General features: G+C 60.3%; 21 protein-coding genes and 4 pseudogenes. 19 read left to right on the forward strand and 6 right to left on the reverse strand.

What is annotated here, in order from left to right:
• The 18 genes from U5K31_12475 to U5K31_12560 form a co-directional block, all read left to right on the forward strand.
• Positions 1–392: hypothetical protein (locus tag U5K31_12475; GenBank protein ID MDZ7773538.1), on the forward strand; the 392-nt coding region annotated here is incomplete at its 5' end.
• Positions 320–733, forward strand: coding sequence for a hypothetical protein (locus tag U5K31_12480; protein MDZ7773539.1), 414 nt, complete (start codon positions 320–322; stop codon positions 731–733). The genes U5K31_12475 and U5K31_12480, both read left to right, overlap by 73 nt.
• A gap of 53 nt (positions 734–786) precedes the next feature.
• Entirely contained in the window at positions 787–1626 is an 840-nt protein-coding gene (locus U5K31_12485) for an ATP-dependent metallopeptidase FtsH/Yme1/Tma family protein (GenBank protein MDZ7773540.1), read from the forward strand.
• Positions 1523–1966, forward strand: coding sequence for an AAA family ATPase (locus U5K31_12490; protein MDZ7773541.1), 444 nt, complete (start codon positions 1523–1525; stop codon positions 1964–1966). Before U5K31_12485 ends, U5K31_12490 begins: the two co-directional genes overlap by 104 nt.
• A 72-nt stretch (positions 1967–2038) precedes the next feature.
• Positions 2039–2845, forward strand: coding sequence for a hypothetical protein (locus U5K31_12495; GenBank protein ID MDZ7773542.1), 807 nt, complete (start codon positions 2039–2041; stop codon positions 2843–2845).
• Between the two features lie 358 nt (positions 2846–3203).
• Positions 3204–3473: a carboxypeptidase-like regulatory domain-containing protein gene (locus U5K31_12500; protein ID MDZ7773543.1), complete on the forward strand. Its 270-nt coding sequence runs from the start codon at positions 3204–3206 to the stop codon at positions 3471–3473.
• On the forward strand, positions 3473–3877 hold the full coding sequence (locus tag U5K31_12505) for a TonB-dependent receptor plug domain-containing protein (GenBank protein ID MDZ7773544.1): 405 nt from the start codon (positions 3473–3475) through the stop codon (positions 3875–3877). Before U5K31_12500 ends, U5K31_12505 begins: the two co-directional genes overlap by 1 nt.
• A gap of 558 nt (positions 3878–4435) precedes the next feature.
• A complete protein-coding gene (locus U5K31_12510; protein MDZ7773545.1) occupies positions 4436–4618 on the forward strand; it encodes a hypothetical protein in 183 nt (60 codons plus the stop codon).
• A 33-nt stretch (positions 4619–4651) separates the two neighbouring features.
• A complete protein-coding gene (locus U5K31_12515; protein MDZ7773546.1) occupies positions 4652–5005 on the forward strand; it encodes a hypothetical protein in 354 nt (117 codons plus the stop codon).
• A 90-nt stretch (positions 5006–5095) separates the two neighbouring features.
• Positions 5096–5464, forward strand: a complete 369-nt coding sequence (locus U5K31_12520; protein ID MDZ7773547.1) for a TonB-dependent receptor — start codon at positions 5096–5098, stop codon at positions 5462–5464.
• A 132-nt stretch (positions 5465–5596) separates the two neighbouring features.
• Positions 5597–5725 (forward strand): hypothetical protein, encoded by a 129-nt coding sequence (locus U5K31_12525; GenBank protein MDZ7773548.1) that lies wholly within the window; start codon positions 5597–5599, stop codon positions 5723–5725.
• Positions 5726–6089: 364 nt separating this feature from the next.
• On the forward strand, positions 6090–6611 hold the full coding sequence (locus U5K31_12530) for a hypothetical protein (GenBank protein ID MDZ7773549.1): 522 nt from the start codon (positions 6090–6092) through the stop codon (positions 6609–6611).
• Positions 6590–7180: a hypothetical protein gene (locus tag U5K31_12535; protein MDZ7773550.1), complete on the forward strand. Its 591-nt coding sequence runs from the start codon at positions 6590–6592 to the stop codon at positions 7178–7180. Before U5K31_12530 ends, U5K31_12535 begins: the two co-directional genes overlap by 22 nt.
• A gap of 80 nt (positions 7181–7260) precedes the next feature.
• Positions 7261–7434 carry a hypothetical protein gene (locus U5K31_12540; protein ID MDZ7773551.1) on the forward strand — a complete coding sequence of 58 codons (174 nt, stop codon included), beginning with the start codon at positions 7261–7263 and terminating at the stop codon, positions 7432–7434.
• A 462-nt stretch (positions 7435–7896) separates the two neighbouring features.
• On the forward strand, positions 7897–8343 hold the full coding sequence (locus U5K31_12545; GenBank protein ID MDZ7773552.1) for a 6-carboxytetrahydropterin synthase: 447 nt from the start codon (positions 7897–7899) through the stop codon (positions 8341–8343).
• A gap of 34 nt (positions 8344–8377) precedes the next feature.
• On the forward strand, positions 8378–9277 hold the full coding sequence (gene folE2, locus U5K31_12550; GenBank protein ID MDZ7773553.1) for a GTP cyclohydrolase FolE2: 900 nt from the start codon (positions 8378–8380) through the stop codon (positions 9275–9277).
• 94 nt (positions 9278–9371) lie between these two features.
• Positions 9372–9632, forward strand: coding sequence for a type II toxin-antitoxin system Phd/YefM family antitoxin (locus tag U5K31_12555; GenBank protein MDZ7773554.1), 261 nt, complete (start codon positions 9372–9374; stop codon positions 9630–9632).
• On the forward strand, positions 9629–10054 hold the full coding sequence (locus U5K31_12560; GenBank protein MDZ7773555.1) for a type II toxin-antitoxin system VapC family toxin: 426 nt from the start codon (positions 9629–9631) through the stop codon (positions 10052–10054). Before U5K31_12555 ends, U5K31_12560 begins: the two co-directional genes overlap by 4 nt.
• A 27-nt stretch (positions 10055–10081) precedes the next feature.
• On the opposite strand, the gene U5K31_12565 is transcribed toward U5K31_12560, so the two are convergent.
• The 3 genes and pseudogenes from U5K31_12565 to U5K31_12575 all read right to left on the reverse strand — a co-directional run bounded on the left by U5K31_12565 (position 10082) and on the right by U5K31_12575 (position 12223).
• The gene (locus tag U5K31_12565; protein MDZ7773556.1) at positions 10082–10276 is read right to left on the reverse strand and encodes a hypothetical protein; all 195 of its coding nucleotides are present in this window, start codon (positions 10274–10276) and stop codon (positions 10082–10084) included.
• A 29-nt stretch (positions 10277–10305) separates the two neighbouring features.
• Positions 10306–10752: pseudogene (locus U5K31_12570) on the reverse strand (hypothetical protein).
• A gap of 1 nt (position 10753) precedes the next feature.
• Positions 10754–12223: pseudogene (locus U5K31_12575) on the reverse strand (thiamine pyrophosphate-dependent enzyme).
• Positions 12224–12278: 55 nt separating this feature from the next.
• Here U5K31_12575 and U5K31_12580 point away from each other — a divergent pair.
• Complete coding sequence (locus U5K31_12580) at positions 12279–12449, forward strand: hypothetical protein (GenBank protein MDZ7773557.1); 171 nt, start codon at positions 12279–12281, stop codon at positions 12447–12449.
• 405 nt (positions 12450–12854) lie between these two features.
• Here U5K31_12580 and U5K31_12585 read toward each other — a convergent pair.
• From U5K31_12585 to U5K31_12595, 3 genes and pseudogenes are all read right to left on the reverse strand, one after another.
• Positions 12855–13193: pseudogene (locus U5K31_12585) on the reverse strand (2-oxo acid dehydrogenase subunit E2).
• Positions 13091–13474: a 2-oxo acid dehydrogenase subunit E2 gene (locus tag U5K31_12590; GenBank protein MDZ7773558.1), complete on the reverse strand. Its 384-nt coding sequence runs from the start codon at positions 13472–13474 to the stop codon at positions 13091–13093. The pseudogene U5K31_12585 and the gene U5K31_12590 overlap by 103 nt, the downstream one beginning before the upstream one ends.
• A gap of 253 nt (positions 13475–13727) precedes the next feature.
• Positions 13728–13802: pseudogene (locus U5K31_12595) on the reverse strand (hypothetical protein).
• Between the last annotated feature and the right edge of the window lie 297 nt (positions 13803–14099).

A 14099-nucleotide genomic window follows, 5' to 3' on the forward strand; every position in this document is an offset into this window, starting at 1 on the left:
GCCCGCTGAACCTCAGCGTGACCGCCGCGGGCACCGTGCCTGCCGGACGCGTGCGCTACCGTTCCGGGGCGTCCGAGGATGAGGCCATCTGCGTGAGCGGCGATCTCGGCGGGGCTATCGCGGGCCTGCGCATCCTGATGCGCGAGAAAGAGATCTGGCAGGAACAGGGCGAGCAGCAGGCTTTCCAGCCCGACCTGGAGGAATACGAATACGTGGTGGGTCGGCAGCTGGTGCCCGCCGCCCGCCGCGATGTGGTGGAGGCCCTGGGACAGGCCGGCCTGCTGCCCGGCGCCCTCACCGACGTCTCGCGAGGGCACTCGTGGCCAGCCTGCGCCAGGTGGCCGAGTCCTCCGGGCTGGGCTGCTACGTCTACCAGGCCGCCCTCCCCGTAGCCCTGGACACCCGGGCCGTGGCCGACGAGATGAAGGAGGAGGCGGACAAGTACGCCCTGTTTGGCGGGGAGGACTACGAGATGCTCTTCACGCTGCCCGAGGGGGAGGTGGAGCGTGCTGGCCGAACAGTTCGAGGATTTCGCGGTGGTGGGCAAGATAACCGGCGACCCGGGCGTTACCATGCAGACGGCCGAAGGGGAGACGGTGCGCCTGGAAGAGGAGGAGTGACCCGGGTATGCATGCGTAGCGGAACATTCGAGGCACGTATTCGTACGACTTCCGGTGCTACAGAAGAGCAACGCAAAGGTTATAAGGGTCCCGTCGCCTGCGCAGTTCTGTAATATTTGCCGTATATTGGTATTGACCGGCTTAATACTTATTCTCTCTTTACGCGATGTCTGATTCCAACCATTTCCCCAACCGTAAGCCCGATTCGGGGTACTCCAAGAAGGGCGGACGCAGTTCCTCGCGCTTTCCGATCTGGATCTATGTGGTGCTTTTTGTGGCGCTGCTGGCTGTTCAGTTCTGGTTCATCAGTCCCGAGAATGGCGACCGCATCAAATACAGCACCTTCCTGGAGTATGTTGAGCAGGGATACATTTCCCAGATCACCATTCGCAACGGCACCGATGTTACCGGCCAGTACAGCTCAAAGGCCGTGGAGGAGGGCATCGTCACGCCTCCCTCGCCCGAGGACAACCAGTGGTCGCTCGGAGGCGGAGCGGAGGAGAACACCTTCTCCACCACCATGCTGGAGGGCGACGAAATTCGTCCCCTGCTTGACGAACATGAAGTGATCTACGACGTACGCATCGAGGAAAGCTGGTTCAACGGCATCCTCATTTGGCTCATTCCCATTGGGCTGGCCATTGCATTCTGGATTTACATTTTCCGGCGCATGAATCCGGGCCAGCAGGTGCTTAACATCGGCAAGAACAAGGCCTCCCTCTACGACAAGCAGGCCGACAACAAGGTATCCTTCAAGGACGTGGCCGGCCTGCAGGAGGCCAAGGCCGAAGTGGAGGAGGTGGTGGAATTTCTGCAGAAACCCCAAGAAATTCACCAGGCTGGGAGGAACCCTTCCCAAGGGGGTGCTGCTGGTGGGTCCGCCGGGAACCGGCAAGACCCTGCTGGCCAAGGCTACGGCCGGGGAGGCCGACGTTCCTTTCTTCAGCCTCAGCGGCTCCGATTTTGTGGAGATGTTCGTAGGCGTGGGCGCGGCCCGCGTGCGTGACCTCTTCAAGCAGGCCAAGGAGAAGGCGCCCTGCATTATCTTTATCGATGAAATCGACGCCATCGGCCGCAGCCGTGGACGGGGCATGATGATGGGCTCCAACGACGAGCGCGAGAACACCCTCAACCAGCTCCTCAGCGAGATGGACGGCTTCAACACCGACAAGGGAGTGATCATCATGGCGGCCACCAACCGCCCCGACGTGCTCGACTCGGCGCTGTTGCGCCCGGGCCGCTTCGACCGGCAGATCCTCATCGACAAGCCCGACCTGTCGCGGGCGCGTGGAGGTGCTGAAAGTGCACACGCGCAACATCAAGATGTCCTCCGGACATCGACCTGAAACTGCTCGCCTCGACAAACCCCCGGCTTCGCCGGCGCCGAGCTGGCCAATCTCTGCAACGAGGCCGCCCTGATGGCCGCCCGCCGGGACAAGGAGAGCGTGGAGATGGAGGATTTCCAGGATTCCATCGAGCGGGTCATTGCCGGCCTGGAAAAAAAGAACAAGCTCATCAGTCCCCACGAGCGCAAAATCGTAGCCTACCATGAGTCGGGCCATGCTATCCTGGGCTGGTACCTCGAGCACACCGATCCGGTGCTTAAAGTAAGCATCGTGCCCCGCGGGCTCGCTGCCCTGGGCTACACCCTGCAGACGCCCCTGGAGGACCGTTTCCTGATGACCACCGAAGAGCTGAATGACAAGATCTGTGCCCTGCTCGGGGGACGCATTGCCGAGGAGATCATCTTTGGACGCATATCCACGGGCGCCCAGAACGACCTGGAGCGAATCACCAACATGGCCTTCGCCATGGTGGCCGAGTACGGCATGAGCGAGGAACTGGGCTACGTATCCCTGAAAGATTCCCAGAACCCCGAGAACAGCTACGGCTTCAACAAGAAGTACTCGGAGAGGACGGCCGAACGGATTGACCAGGCCGTCAATGATATCATCCGGCGCAACTACCAGCGTACCAAGGAACTGCTGATCAAACACAAGGACAAGCTCGAAATGATGGCGCAGACCCTCCTTGAGAAGGAGGTGCTCGACCACAACGACCTGCGCGATCTGCTCGGCGACCAGCCCGAGGGCAAGTACCCCGAAGGTATCTTCGACGACAAGAGGCGAAAGGTGAACGGCAAGTCCGTACGGTGCCCCGGAAGCGGCCGACAGCCAGCCCGGAGAGGAGGAGCCCACATCCTCGAACAGCGGCCCGGGCGGTGACCCGCCAGGGGAAGACGGACGCGCCAAGGCGGCGAAGTGCCGGCTTCGGGCGAGTCCAAGGGCTGAACATACCCGTCTTGCTCGCCATTACAGCTCTTCAACGGCGAACGTACGCCCTTTTCCCTCCCGGTTTCCGCCGCTCCGGCCTCCCAGCGCCCTCGTAACATTGCGGTAACGTCGGCCTTAACCTTCCGAATAACGTTACCGTTACAGAAGGATAACCTTGAGATAACCGTATCACAATCTGTGTGTGCTACACTTCGCGTGTTGAACAGGAGTCAACCTCAGTCAACCGCAACCCATCAGCACACACATGGTGAATACGCTTCAAACAACACGAATCAGCAAGTTGGCAGCGATGAGTCTCGCTGTCCTGTTTCCTTTGCAACCGGGCTCCGGGCCCAGGATTCCAACGGCACTTCCGCTTCCGGTACCACCGGCCGAACGCAGGCATCCGCCGAGACCGGCAAAATCTCCCGGCAAGGTGGTGGACGCCGAAACCGGTAAGACCATCATCGGCGCGAACGTCGGCGTGGTCGGTACCAGCCTGGGTGACGCCACCGATATCAACGGCAAGTACACCATCGCAGGGCTGCAGCCGGGCATCTACGCCCTGCAGGTGTCCTGATGTCACCGCACGCGCGCAAGACCATCACCGGCATCGAGGTGAACGAGGGCGAGGTGACCACGGTCAACGTGGCCCTTCAGCAGAAGACGTTCGGGCTGGAGGAGATCACCGTCACTGCCCGGGCCAACAGCAGCGGCGAGGCGGGCCTGCTCTCCCTGCAGAAGAAAGCCACCGCGGTGCAGGACGGCCTCTCCTCGGAGATGCTCTCGAAGACGGGAGACAGCGACGTGGCCGAGGCCATGAAGCGGGTGACCGGCGTGACCGTGCGCAACGGACAGGACGTATTTGTACGCGGACTCGGCAACCGCTACAGCAACGTGCAGCTCAACGGCGCCCAGGTGCCCTCCACCAATCCCGAACAGGAAGGAGGCTCCCATCGACCTCTTCGGCAGTGGACTCATTGATAACATTGTCGTTCAGAAGACCTACACGCCCGACCAGAGCGCCGAGTTTTCGGGCGGTTCGGTGCAGATCACCACGCGGGAGTTTCCGGATTCGCGCAATCTCACATTCGGCTATTCGACCAGCTACAACACCGTATCCACCTTCGACAACACCCTCTCGGGTCCGGGCAGCTCCACCCGACTTCCTGGGCTTCGACAGCGGCAAGCGCAGCCTGCCCTCCATTTTGAAGAATCAGCGGGTGAGCGACGACATTGCCCCGCAGGTGGCCCAGGCCCTGCACGACGAGTGGAACCTGGGCGAGGGCCGCCACGCCGTGCCCTCGCAGAGCTTCAGCGTGGACTACGCCAACCAGTTCAACGAGGACGCCCTGCCTATCGGCATCGTGAGCAATCTCTCCTACAAGTACAACCGGGATATGCGGCCGGACCAGACCTCGCGCTTCATCCAGTTCTTCAACGAAATGGGACCCGACTACCGTACAAACTACCAGGTGGACGAGGGACGCGAGGAGGCCGATCTCAGCGCCATGATGAACCTCTTTATGAAACCGTCGCCGCGTGACCAAGATCGGGCTGAAGAGCCTCTATTCCAACTCCACCACCAAGAGCAACAAGCTGATCGAGGGACCCTACCAGAACGGCGTGAACCGCCTGACGGTCTGGAATTCGACCGCCGCAACATCTTCTCCACCGCCCTGGAGGTGGATACCTACTTTGAGCATTTTCTCTCCTCGCGCCTGACGGGAAACATCAGCTACAGCCGCGCCCTGCGGCGTGCGACCCGACCGCCGCACCACACGATACAACCTCACCGGTCAAACGTACCGTTTCCGTGCCTACGGCGACAACAACGGGCACTTCTTTTCCGACCAGGAGGACCACAACTACGCCGGGGAGCTGAAGTACCGTCTCAATCCGGCCGATTATGTGGAGGTTTCGGTGGGCCTCAGCGCAACCGTCAAGGACCGCCGATTCACCGCCCGCCGCTTTGCCTACCGCGACAACGTGGCGCCTTTCGTGTCCGAAATGTCCACCCTCTCCCCGGGCGAGGTGCTCGACGACGCCAACGTGGGCAGCGGCGTGCTGGAGCTGGTCGAGTTCACCCAGTTCGGTGTGAGAACAGTCTGACTGGTACTGACGGATTCCAGACCATCTTCGCAGGCTTTGCAAGCACCGGCTGGAACCCTGTTGACCGTCTGAACCTGGAGATCGGCACGGGTGGAACAATCCCGTGCAGACCATCGAGGTGCCCGAGTCGCTCGGCGGCGACTACGTCGAAGGCCGCAGAAGTGGCCAACACCGACTCTCCCGCCGGCTATCAACGCCACCTACGAGCTGACCGGAGCCACCAACCTGCGCGCAGCCTATTCGCGCACCCTGGCGCGGCCGGAATTCCGCGAGATCGCCAATTTCAACTTCGCCGACTACTTCGGCGGCCAGCGCATCTACGGCAATCCCGACCTCAAACGCACCCGCATCACCAACTACGACCTGCGCCTGGAAACCTACCCAAGCCGGGCGAGCTGTTTGCCGTCAGCGCCTTCTACAAACAGTTCGAAAACTCCATCGAGATATTCTATCGCCTGACCGACGCCAACGAGGTGTTCTACGACAACGCACCGGAGGCCGATCTCTGCGGCATCGAGCTGGAAGGCCGTAAGAACGTGACGGAACGGCTGCAGCTGGTGGGACTTCTCCTACATACTCTCCGAGTCGCGCATGAATCCCGAAGCGGCCAGCCGCGTGCCCAACCTGGAGCGTCCCATGGTGGGGCAGTCGCCCTTCGTGGTGAACGCCTCGGCCTTCTACACCATCCCGGCATGGAACATGGACCTGTCGCTCAGCTAGGACACCTTCGGCGAGCGCATCGTCACCGTGGGCAAGAGGGAGCAGCAGTACGACGAATACGAGCAGCCCTTCCACAGCCTGGGCGCGCGGGTGGGATTATCTGGCTGGGCCGCCTGGGCACTCAGCCTGGAGGCGTTCAACCTGCTGGCGACGAGACGGTCTACCGTCAGGGACCGGCCACCACCTTCCGCTACAGCCCCGGCAGAACCTTCAAGATGGGGATCAAACTCTCGCTTTAGCATGAGACGTAACGGTATCAGAACGCGCAGATAATGGTACGGGAACAAGAGCATCATAGGTTCACCGCATAGCCACGAAACCCTTCAACAAACAGCAACCCAACATAAATCACCTGCATCCTACCATGAAATCCATATCCACCAAGTTACTTGCATTCCTGCTGGTACCGTCCATGCTCCTTCTCGCGGGCTGTTCTGATGACGGCGATCCCATCGTGGATCCGCCCGACGAGGGACCGGAGATTCCCCGCACTCTGACGAAGACCTTCCCGGTGAGCCCATCGCCGAAGACGAGAACCTGGTCCAGCGACACCACCATCACCGGTCCCCGTTACGCGCTGCCCGGCGTGGCCCTTACCGTCGAGGAGGGCGTCACCGTCACCTTCACCTACCACAACAACGTGAACGCCGACGTGGGCACCATCATCACCCTGCCCGGCGACGACGAAAACTTTGCGGAAGACCGGCCCAGCGGTCGCCTGGTGGCCGAAGGTACGGCGAACAATCCCATCGTATTTACCTCCGACCGCAAGCAGGTGGCCAGCTGGGGCGGCATCATCCTGGCCGGCGAGGCGAGCAACAACGTACCCGGAGGTGTCGGCGAGATCGAGGGACTCGTCAGGGTGTGCAGTACGGCGTCGACCTGAACGACGGCGAAAACTTCAAAGACGGCGACGACAGCGGAACGCTCAGCTACGTTCGCATCGAGTATTCGGGCTACAGCATCGCCGACGGCTCCGAGCTGCAGGCGCTCACCCTCTACTCGGTGGGAAGCGGCACCCGCATTGACCACATCAGCCTCTTCCAGACCGTTGACGACGGCGTGGAGCTCTTCGGGGGAACGGTGGACATCAAGTACCTGGTGGCCGTGGGCGCCGCAGACGACACCTTTCGACTACGACCAGGGCTGGACCGGACGTGGACAGCTTCTGGCTGGGGCGTGCAGACGGTCCCCTCCAACCGCGGATTCGAAAACGACGGCTGCGACGATACGGCCGACTGCGACGGGGGCAACGGCGCCACCGCTCCTCAAATTTACAATGTGACCATCTACGGCAACGGCCAGGACAACGGGGAGAACACCTACGGACTCTACCTGCGCGAGAGCATCGAAGGGGAGTACAAGAACATCATCGTCTCCAACTTCCAGAAAGCCACCGGCTATCCCATCTACGTGAACGACGACGGCACGGAAGGAAACGTGGACAGACGCTGACCTTCGGCGGCAACATATCCTGGAACAACGCCGACGACGGCACCGGCCTCTCCTACTACGACCAGCTGGGACTGGAGGAGGTGGACCCGCAGTTTGTGGATCCCGCCGGATTTAACTTCTCTCTGCAGGCCGGGTCGCCCGCGCTGCAAGGCGCCGCAGATATTCCCAACGACGGATTCTTCGACCAGGTGAACTACCGCGGGGCCTTCGGCACCGACAACTGGGCCGACGCCCCCTGGGTGCGCTTTCAATAAGGCTCGACACCTACAAACGTCTCACATGTAATGTGTGAGGTGTGCTGATCACAGGGGGGCCTTCCGTTGACCCGGGAGGCCCTCTTTTTTTATTACGGTCTTTGGTGCCGCCTGTGATACCGCCTGGGTCCGGAAGGGTATCTCCCAATAGGCCTCGAAAAAGGTGCCTCGAAATTTCGTGAAAATTCTCACCGTAGGTATGTTCCTATGGCTATTGCTGCTTTTAGAGGAGGTTGGCTCCGCGTAACCGTGTGAAAAAATCACAAAAATGGGGAGTCGATTTCGGGGCGATGGGGGACTTTCCCGGGCGGCTTTCCACAGGTGGCCTCCCCAGTACGGCCTGCTCCGGGCGATAAACGAAAGCATCACGGACCGCTTGATGTACCGCCGCGCAGGAACCAATAGGGGCCAGGCCGTGTTATTCCGTGCGGACCGCACAACCAAACACTGAGAATCCCCGCCGTGGTATTCGTTACCCGCAAAGCCCATTTCAATGCCGCCCACCGGCTTCACAACGCATCCAAATCGGATGCGTGGAACCGAAAGACCTTCGGCAAGTGCAACCACGAGCACTGGCACGGCCACAACTACGTGCTGGAGGTGACGGTGGCGGGCACGCCGGACGAGGAGACCGGCTACGTCATCGACCTGGCGGTCCTCAAGGAGATTCTCCAGGAGCGCGTGGTGGACAAGTGCGACCACAAAAACCTCAACCTGGATGTCGACTTCCTGGAGGATGTGATTCCCTCCACCGAAAACATGGTTAAGGCTATCTACGAGGAGCTGCGTGAACCGGTCGCGCGGGCCAGCTCCGCCGACGGCTTTCTCTACAAGGTGCACCTGCAGGAGACCGAACGAAATTCGGCCTATTATTGTCCCTTTCTTTTGAAAAAGGAATTTCCCGCGTAACTTTGAACTTCGCAGCTGAACGACCCCTGACCGCATGATTACGAGCACGCTCAAGAGATACTACGATCCCACCTTCACCGTCTCGGAGGAGTACAAGGAGAGTCTGCCGGACCTGCAGAACGGTCCCGCCTCGCTCATCGAGGGGGCCAACGTCCCCATACAGCAGGTGGGCATCTCCAATTTCCGCCTGCCCCTGAAGTATCCCCGCCCGGATGGCGAGCTGGTCACCCTGGAGACCGCCGTGGACGGCTACGTGGAACTGGATGCCGGCAAGAAGGGCATCAACATGAGCCGCATCATCCGCACCTTCTACGAGTTCCAGGACGAGGTTTTTCATCCCGACAAGCTGGAGCAGGTGCTGCGCCGCTACCGCGAGGAGCTCGACAGCAGCAGCGCCTACCTGCGGCTGGGGTTCAGCTATCCTGTCCTTCAGCAGAGCCTGCGCTCCGACCTGGAGGGCTACCAGTACTACGATGTGAAGATGGAGGGGACCCTGGACGCTGAGGGCCGATTCCGCACCTTCCTGCATTTTGATTTTGAGTATTCCAGCGCCTGCCCCTGCTCCTTCGAGCTTTCCGAGCATGCCCGGGACAAACGCGACGTGGCCGCCATTCCGCACAGCCAGCGCAGCATCGCCAGCCTGACGGTGGAACTGGAAGAGGAGCTGTTCGTGGAGGACCTGGTGGGCCTCTGTCGCGACGCACTGATGACCGAGACCCAGGTAATGGTCAAGCGCGAGGATGAGCAGGCCTTCGCCGAGATGAACGCCGCCTACCAGAAATTCGTGGAGGACGCCGCCCGGCTGCTCTACGAGGCGCTGAACGAAGAGGAGGGGATACGCGACTTCGTGGTGCGCTGCGTGCATATGGAGAGCCTGCACAGCCACGACGCGGTCAGCCGCATCTGCAAGGGCCTGCCCAACGGCCTTCGGTAGAGGCCCTCATTGTTTCGCCCCATATGCATTAGCTCTTGTACATTTTGAGATAAATACGTAATGTCTAGACAGTCTAGACACAAAACAGTGACCCATGAAAACACATCGCTGGCAGGTACAGGAAGCTAAAAACAGGTTCAGCGAACTTGTAAGGAAAGCAAGCGAGGAGGGTCCCCAGACTATAACCAAGCATGGAAAAGAGAGCGCTGTGGTACTTTCTATGGAAGACTACAAACGATTAAGGGATCCGAATGAAGATCTCGTTACATTTTTCGGTACATCGCCGCTCAGGGAATATTCCGATGAGCTGGACCTGAAGCGCGATCCATCCGAAGGGCGCGACGTGGATCTGTGAGTTATCTTATCGATACCTGCTGTATTTCCGAGCTCATCAAACCCCGTCCTGATGCAGGGGTCCGGGACTGGTTTGCCGCGCAGGACGAATTCGACCTCTACCTGAGTGTCATTACCTTCGGTGAATTGCGCTTCGGAATTGACCGGTTGCCGGAATCGGCCCGCAAGGAAGAATTGAGGAGATGGGTGGCCGGGAATCTTGAAAAGAGATTCCAGAACAGAATCCTTCCTATTTCGAAACTCACAGCAGAGCATTGGGGCTCCCTGCGCGCATCCCTGGAAAAGAGGGGACGGCCGCATCCCGTACTGGATCTCTATATTGCCGCCACGGCGATGGCGAACGATCTCTGCGTGGTCACACGCAATGTGGAAGATCTCAAGCTCACCGGGGTTCCTGTCGTCAATCCCTGGAAAACGCCATAACTACCCGCCTGTCCGCGATGACTGCCATCACCTGTCTTCACCTGTTCCGTCATTCGGGGAGCGGTTCGCCTGGTTCAGCGCCTGTCCGACCAGCCGCTCCTGCTCGGCCTGGTGGATCTTCATATGTCCCGCGGCCGGGAAGGCGGAGGCCTTCCGTCCCACATAGCGCAGCTCCTGTCCCTCGGCCAGCTGGGCCTGCAGGCGGGGAAGAGGAAGGTCCACGCGCCCATGTTTTTAGGCTCCTCCTGGCACCAGACAATCTCCTTTACCCCGGCAAACTCGCTGAGATACTCACGCACATCGCGATCGGGGAAGGGATAGAACTGCTCGAGGCGGGCGAGGGCGACATTGTCGATTTCCTTCTCCTCGCGCTGCTTGAGCAGGTCGTAGTAGACCTTGCCGGAGCAGAGGACGAGGCGCTCGGCCTTGTCCGGCCCGACCTCGGGATCGCCGATGAAAGGACGGTAGGCGCCGCCGGCCAGGTCGTCGGTGGCCGAGGTGGCCATGGGATGGCGCAGCAGGCTCTTCGGCGACATGATGATCAGCGGCTTCTTGTTCTCCTGCCGGGCCTGTTTGCGCAGCAGGTGGAAGTACTGGGCGGGGGTGGTCAGATTTGCCACCTGCATGTTGTCCTCCGCGCATAGCTGCAGGTAAGCGCTCCAGTCGCGCCGAGGAGTGCTCGGGACCCTGTCCCTCATAGCCGTGGGGAAGGGTCATCACCAGGGCCGATTTCTGACCCCATTTGGCCTCACTGGCCGAAATGAACTGGTCGATGGGCACCTGGGCGCCGTTGGCGAAGTCGCCGAACTGGGCCTCCCAGATCACAAGCGCATCCAACTTTGCGGCGCTGTAGCCGAACTCGAAACCCACGCAGGCAAACTCGCTGAGCAGGCTGTTGTAGGGATAGAAGGGAGCCTGGTCGTCCGAGAGGTTGTTCAGCGGAATGAACTCCTGGTCGGTTTGTGTGCCGTGCAGGATGGCGTGACGGTGGGAGAAGGTGCCCCGTTCAGCGTCCTGGCCGGTCAGCCGCACCGTGGTGCCGCTCTTCAGCAGGGAGCCGAAGGCCAGCGCCTCGGCAAATCCCCAGTCTATTTTCTTCTCGTTCTTGTCCACGATTTCCGCACGCTTGGCCAGCTGCTTGAGAAGCTTGGGGTTGGCGTCGAAATCCTTGGGCACCGTATTCAGTTTCACCGCGATGTCCTTGAGCTCCTCCTCCGGGTAGGTGGTATCCGGGTAGTCCGGCCACTCCGACTGGGTCATCTCGTGGCGGTTCATCATCTCCTCGGTGACCTCCAGCGGCGAGGCGTTTTTGGCGTCCTCAAAAGCCTCCTGCAGCAGCTGGTCAAACTCCTCGAAGAGCTCCTCGGTCTGCTCCTCCGTCAGCTCACCCTTGCGCAGCAGCTCGCGGGTGTAGATGTCGCGCACGGTGGAATGGTTTTCAATTTCCTTGTACATGCCCGGCTGGGTGAAGGCGGGCTCGTCGCCCTCATTATGCCCGTGCTTGCGGAAGCAGGTCAGATCGATGACCACGTCCTTGCCGAATTTCTGGCGGTATTCGAAGGCCATCTGGATGGCGTGCACCGCTTCCTCGGGGCTGTCACCGTTCACGTGGAAGATGGGAGCCAGAATCATCTTGGCCAGGTCGGAGGCGTACTGGGTGGAGCGGCCGTCTTCGGGGAGGGTGGTGAATCCGATCTGGTTGTTAATGATGATATGCACGGTGCCGCCGGTCTGGTAGGCTTCCAGCTGCGACATGTTGAGTGTCTCGGCCACCACGCCCTGCCCGCTGAAGGCCGCATCGCCGTGGATGAGCACGGGGAGGATGCGGTTGCGGGCCTTGCCGCCCTCCAGGTGGTCCTGCGTGGCGCGGGCGGAGCCCTCTACCACGGGATTCACCGATTCGAGGTGGCTGGGATTGGGCAGCAGCTCGATCTCCACACGCTTGTCCGAGTCCGTGCGATGCTCCCCGCGGGCGCCCAGGTGGTATTTCACGTCGCCGCTGCCCTGTATGCTGTCGGGATCCAGGTTGCCCTCGAAATCGGCAAAGACCTTCCGGTAGGGCTTGTTCATGATGTTCACCAGGATATTCAGGCGTCCCCGGTGCGCCATGCCCATGAAGATTTTTTCCACCTCGGCGTCTCCGGCGTTCTCCAGCAGGAAGTGCATCATGGGATGAGGGTGTCGGCACCCTCCAGGGAGAAACGCTTGTGTCCGATGTATTTCTGTGCAGGAACTGCTCGAAGGCTTTGGCCTGGTTCAGCTTGTGCAGGATCTCCTTCTTGTCGTCCTCGTCCAGGTCCGGCTTGTTGGTGGTGGACTCCATGCGCTCCCGCAGCCATTTGCGCTCCTCCAGGTCGAGCAGGTGCATGAACTCGCGCCGATCTTGCCGCAGTAGGTGTCGCGAAGCAGCTTGATGATGGTGCGCAGGGAGCTTCTCGTAGCCACCCAGTCCCCCGCAGTAGAACTCGCGGTCCATGTCCCATAGCGTGAGCCCGTAATATTCCAGATCCAGTTCGGGACTGTGATCCGGCTCGTCGCTCAGCGGGTCGAGGTCCGCCAGTACGTGTCCCCGTGTACGATACATATTGATAAGGCGCATGACGGCGATGGCGCGCTTGTTCTGTTCCAGGGAAGCGCCCTCACCGTCCAGTTGTCCCACGTAGGTGTCCTCGCCGTAGGGGAGGGGATCGTAGGGAATCTCCAGATCGGAGAAGATCTCGTCGTAGAAGTGCTCCTCGCCGTTGAGCAGGCTGTGGATTTTCTTGAGGAAGGAGCCCGACTCGGCGCCCTGTATCACGCGGTGGTCGTAGGTGGAGGTGACGGTCATCACCTTGCTGATGCCCAGCTTGTTGAGCACTTCCTGCGACATGGACTGGTACTCGGCGGGGTAGTCGATGGCTCCCGTGGCGATAATGGTTCCCTGGTTCTTCATCAGGCGCGGCACCGACTGCACGGTGCCGATCATGCCAGGGTTGGTCAGGGTCAGGGTGGTACCTTGGAAATCCTGCAGCTCGAGGTTGCGCGAGCGGGCTTTCTCTACCAGTTCGGCGTAGGCGTGGAGGAACTCCTTGAAATCCATCGAATCCACGCCCTTGATGTTGGGCACCAGCAGGTTGCGCGAGCCGTCCTTGTTCTGCACGTCGATGGCCAGTCCCAGGTTAACCTGGTCCGGCACCACGCGGTAGGGACCCCGTCTTTCCACAGAAAGGAGTTGTTCATGTTCGGGAACTCCTCCAGGGCCTGTATAATGGCCCATGCGATGAAGTGGGTGAAGGAGGCTTTGGGCTCGCCGCGCTGCAGGAGATGGCGGTTGATGATGTCGCGGTCCTCGATGAGCATCTTCATGGGGAGAACGCGCACGGAGGTGGCCGTGGGCATCTCCAGGCTCTCGTCCATGTTCTCGGCGATCTTGGAGGCCACACCCTTGATCTTCTCCAGGGAGGCTCCCTGGGGAGGTCCTCCTCGCTTCCGTCCCGCTGCGTGCGGACGGTGTCGGGAGGGGGCGCAGGTTGTGCGAGCCTTGCCGGGAGCGGGTGCTTCGGTCGCCGGTCCGAGACTTCGGTTTCGACCGTGTCGGTATCACCGCTCCGGGCGGCATCCGCCAGCTCGCGGGCGGACTGTCTCCCTCTATTTCATCAAAGTAGCGCTGCCAGTGGCCGGGTACGGAAGAGGGGTCTTCCTTGTATTGGTTGTACAGTTCTTCGACGAGTGCGGAGTTGGGACCGAAAACAGCTTCGAGGGACTTCAAAATCGGTTGGCCTTGGGTCTGTGTGGTACGAGTGGATGTTCTGCGGCGGAACGGTTAATATGCTATGTTTTAAAGACGCCGTCAGGGGAATGATTCAATCTCAAAGTTAACCATTGTACGGGTAAAATACGATTCCGCCAGGAGATAATTTATGCTTATACTTGGCTCTCCGGTGAGGGTAAACAAGGATTGCAGGGTGACCATTTGAATGAATATCATGCACGATAAGATTCATGATTATCGAATGCTGAACAAGGAAGAAGATGCCGGTTCAGGAGGGAGTCCGGCGATTCTCCG

This window comes from Balneolaceae bacterium, from assembly GCA_034521445.1.
Taxonomy (GTDB): Bacteria; Bacteroidota; Rhodothermia; order Balneolales; family Balneolaceae; genus JAXHMM01.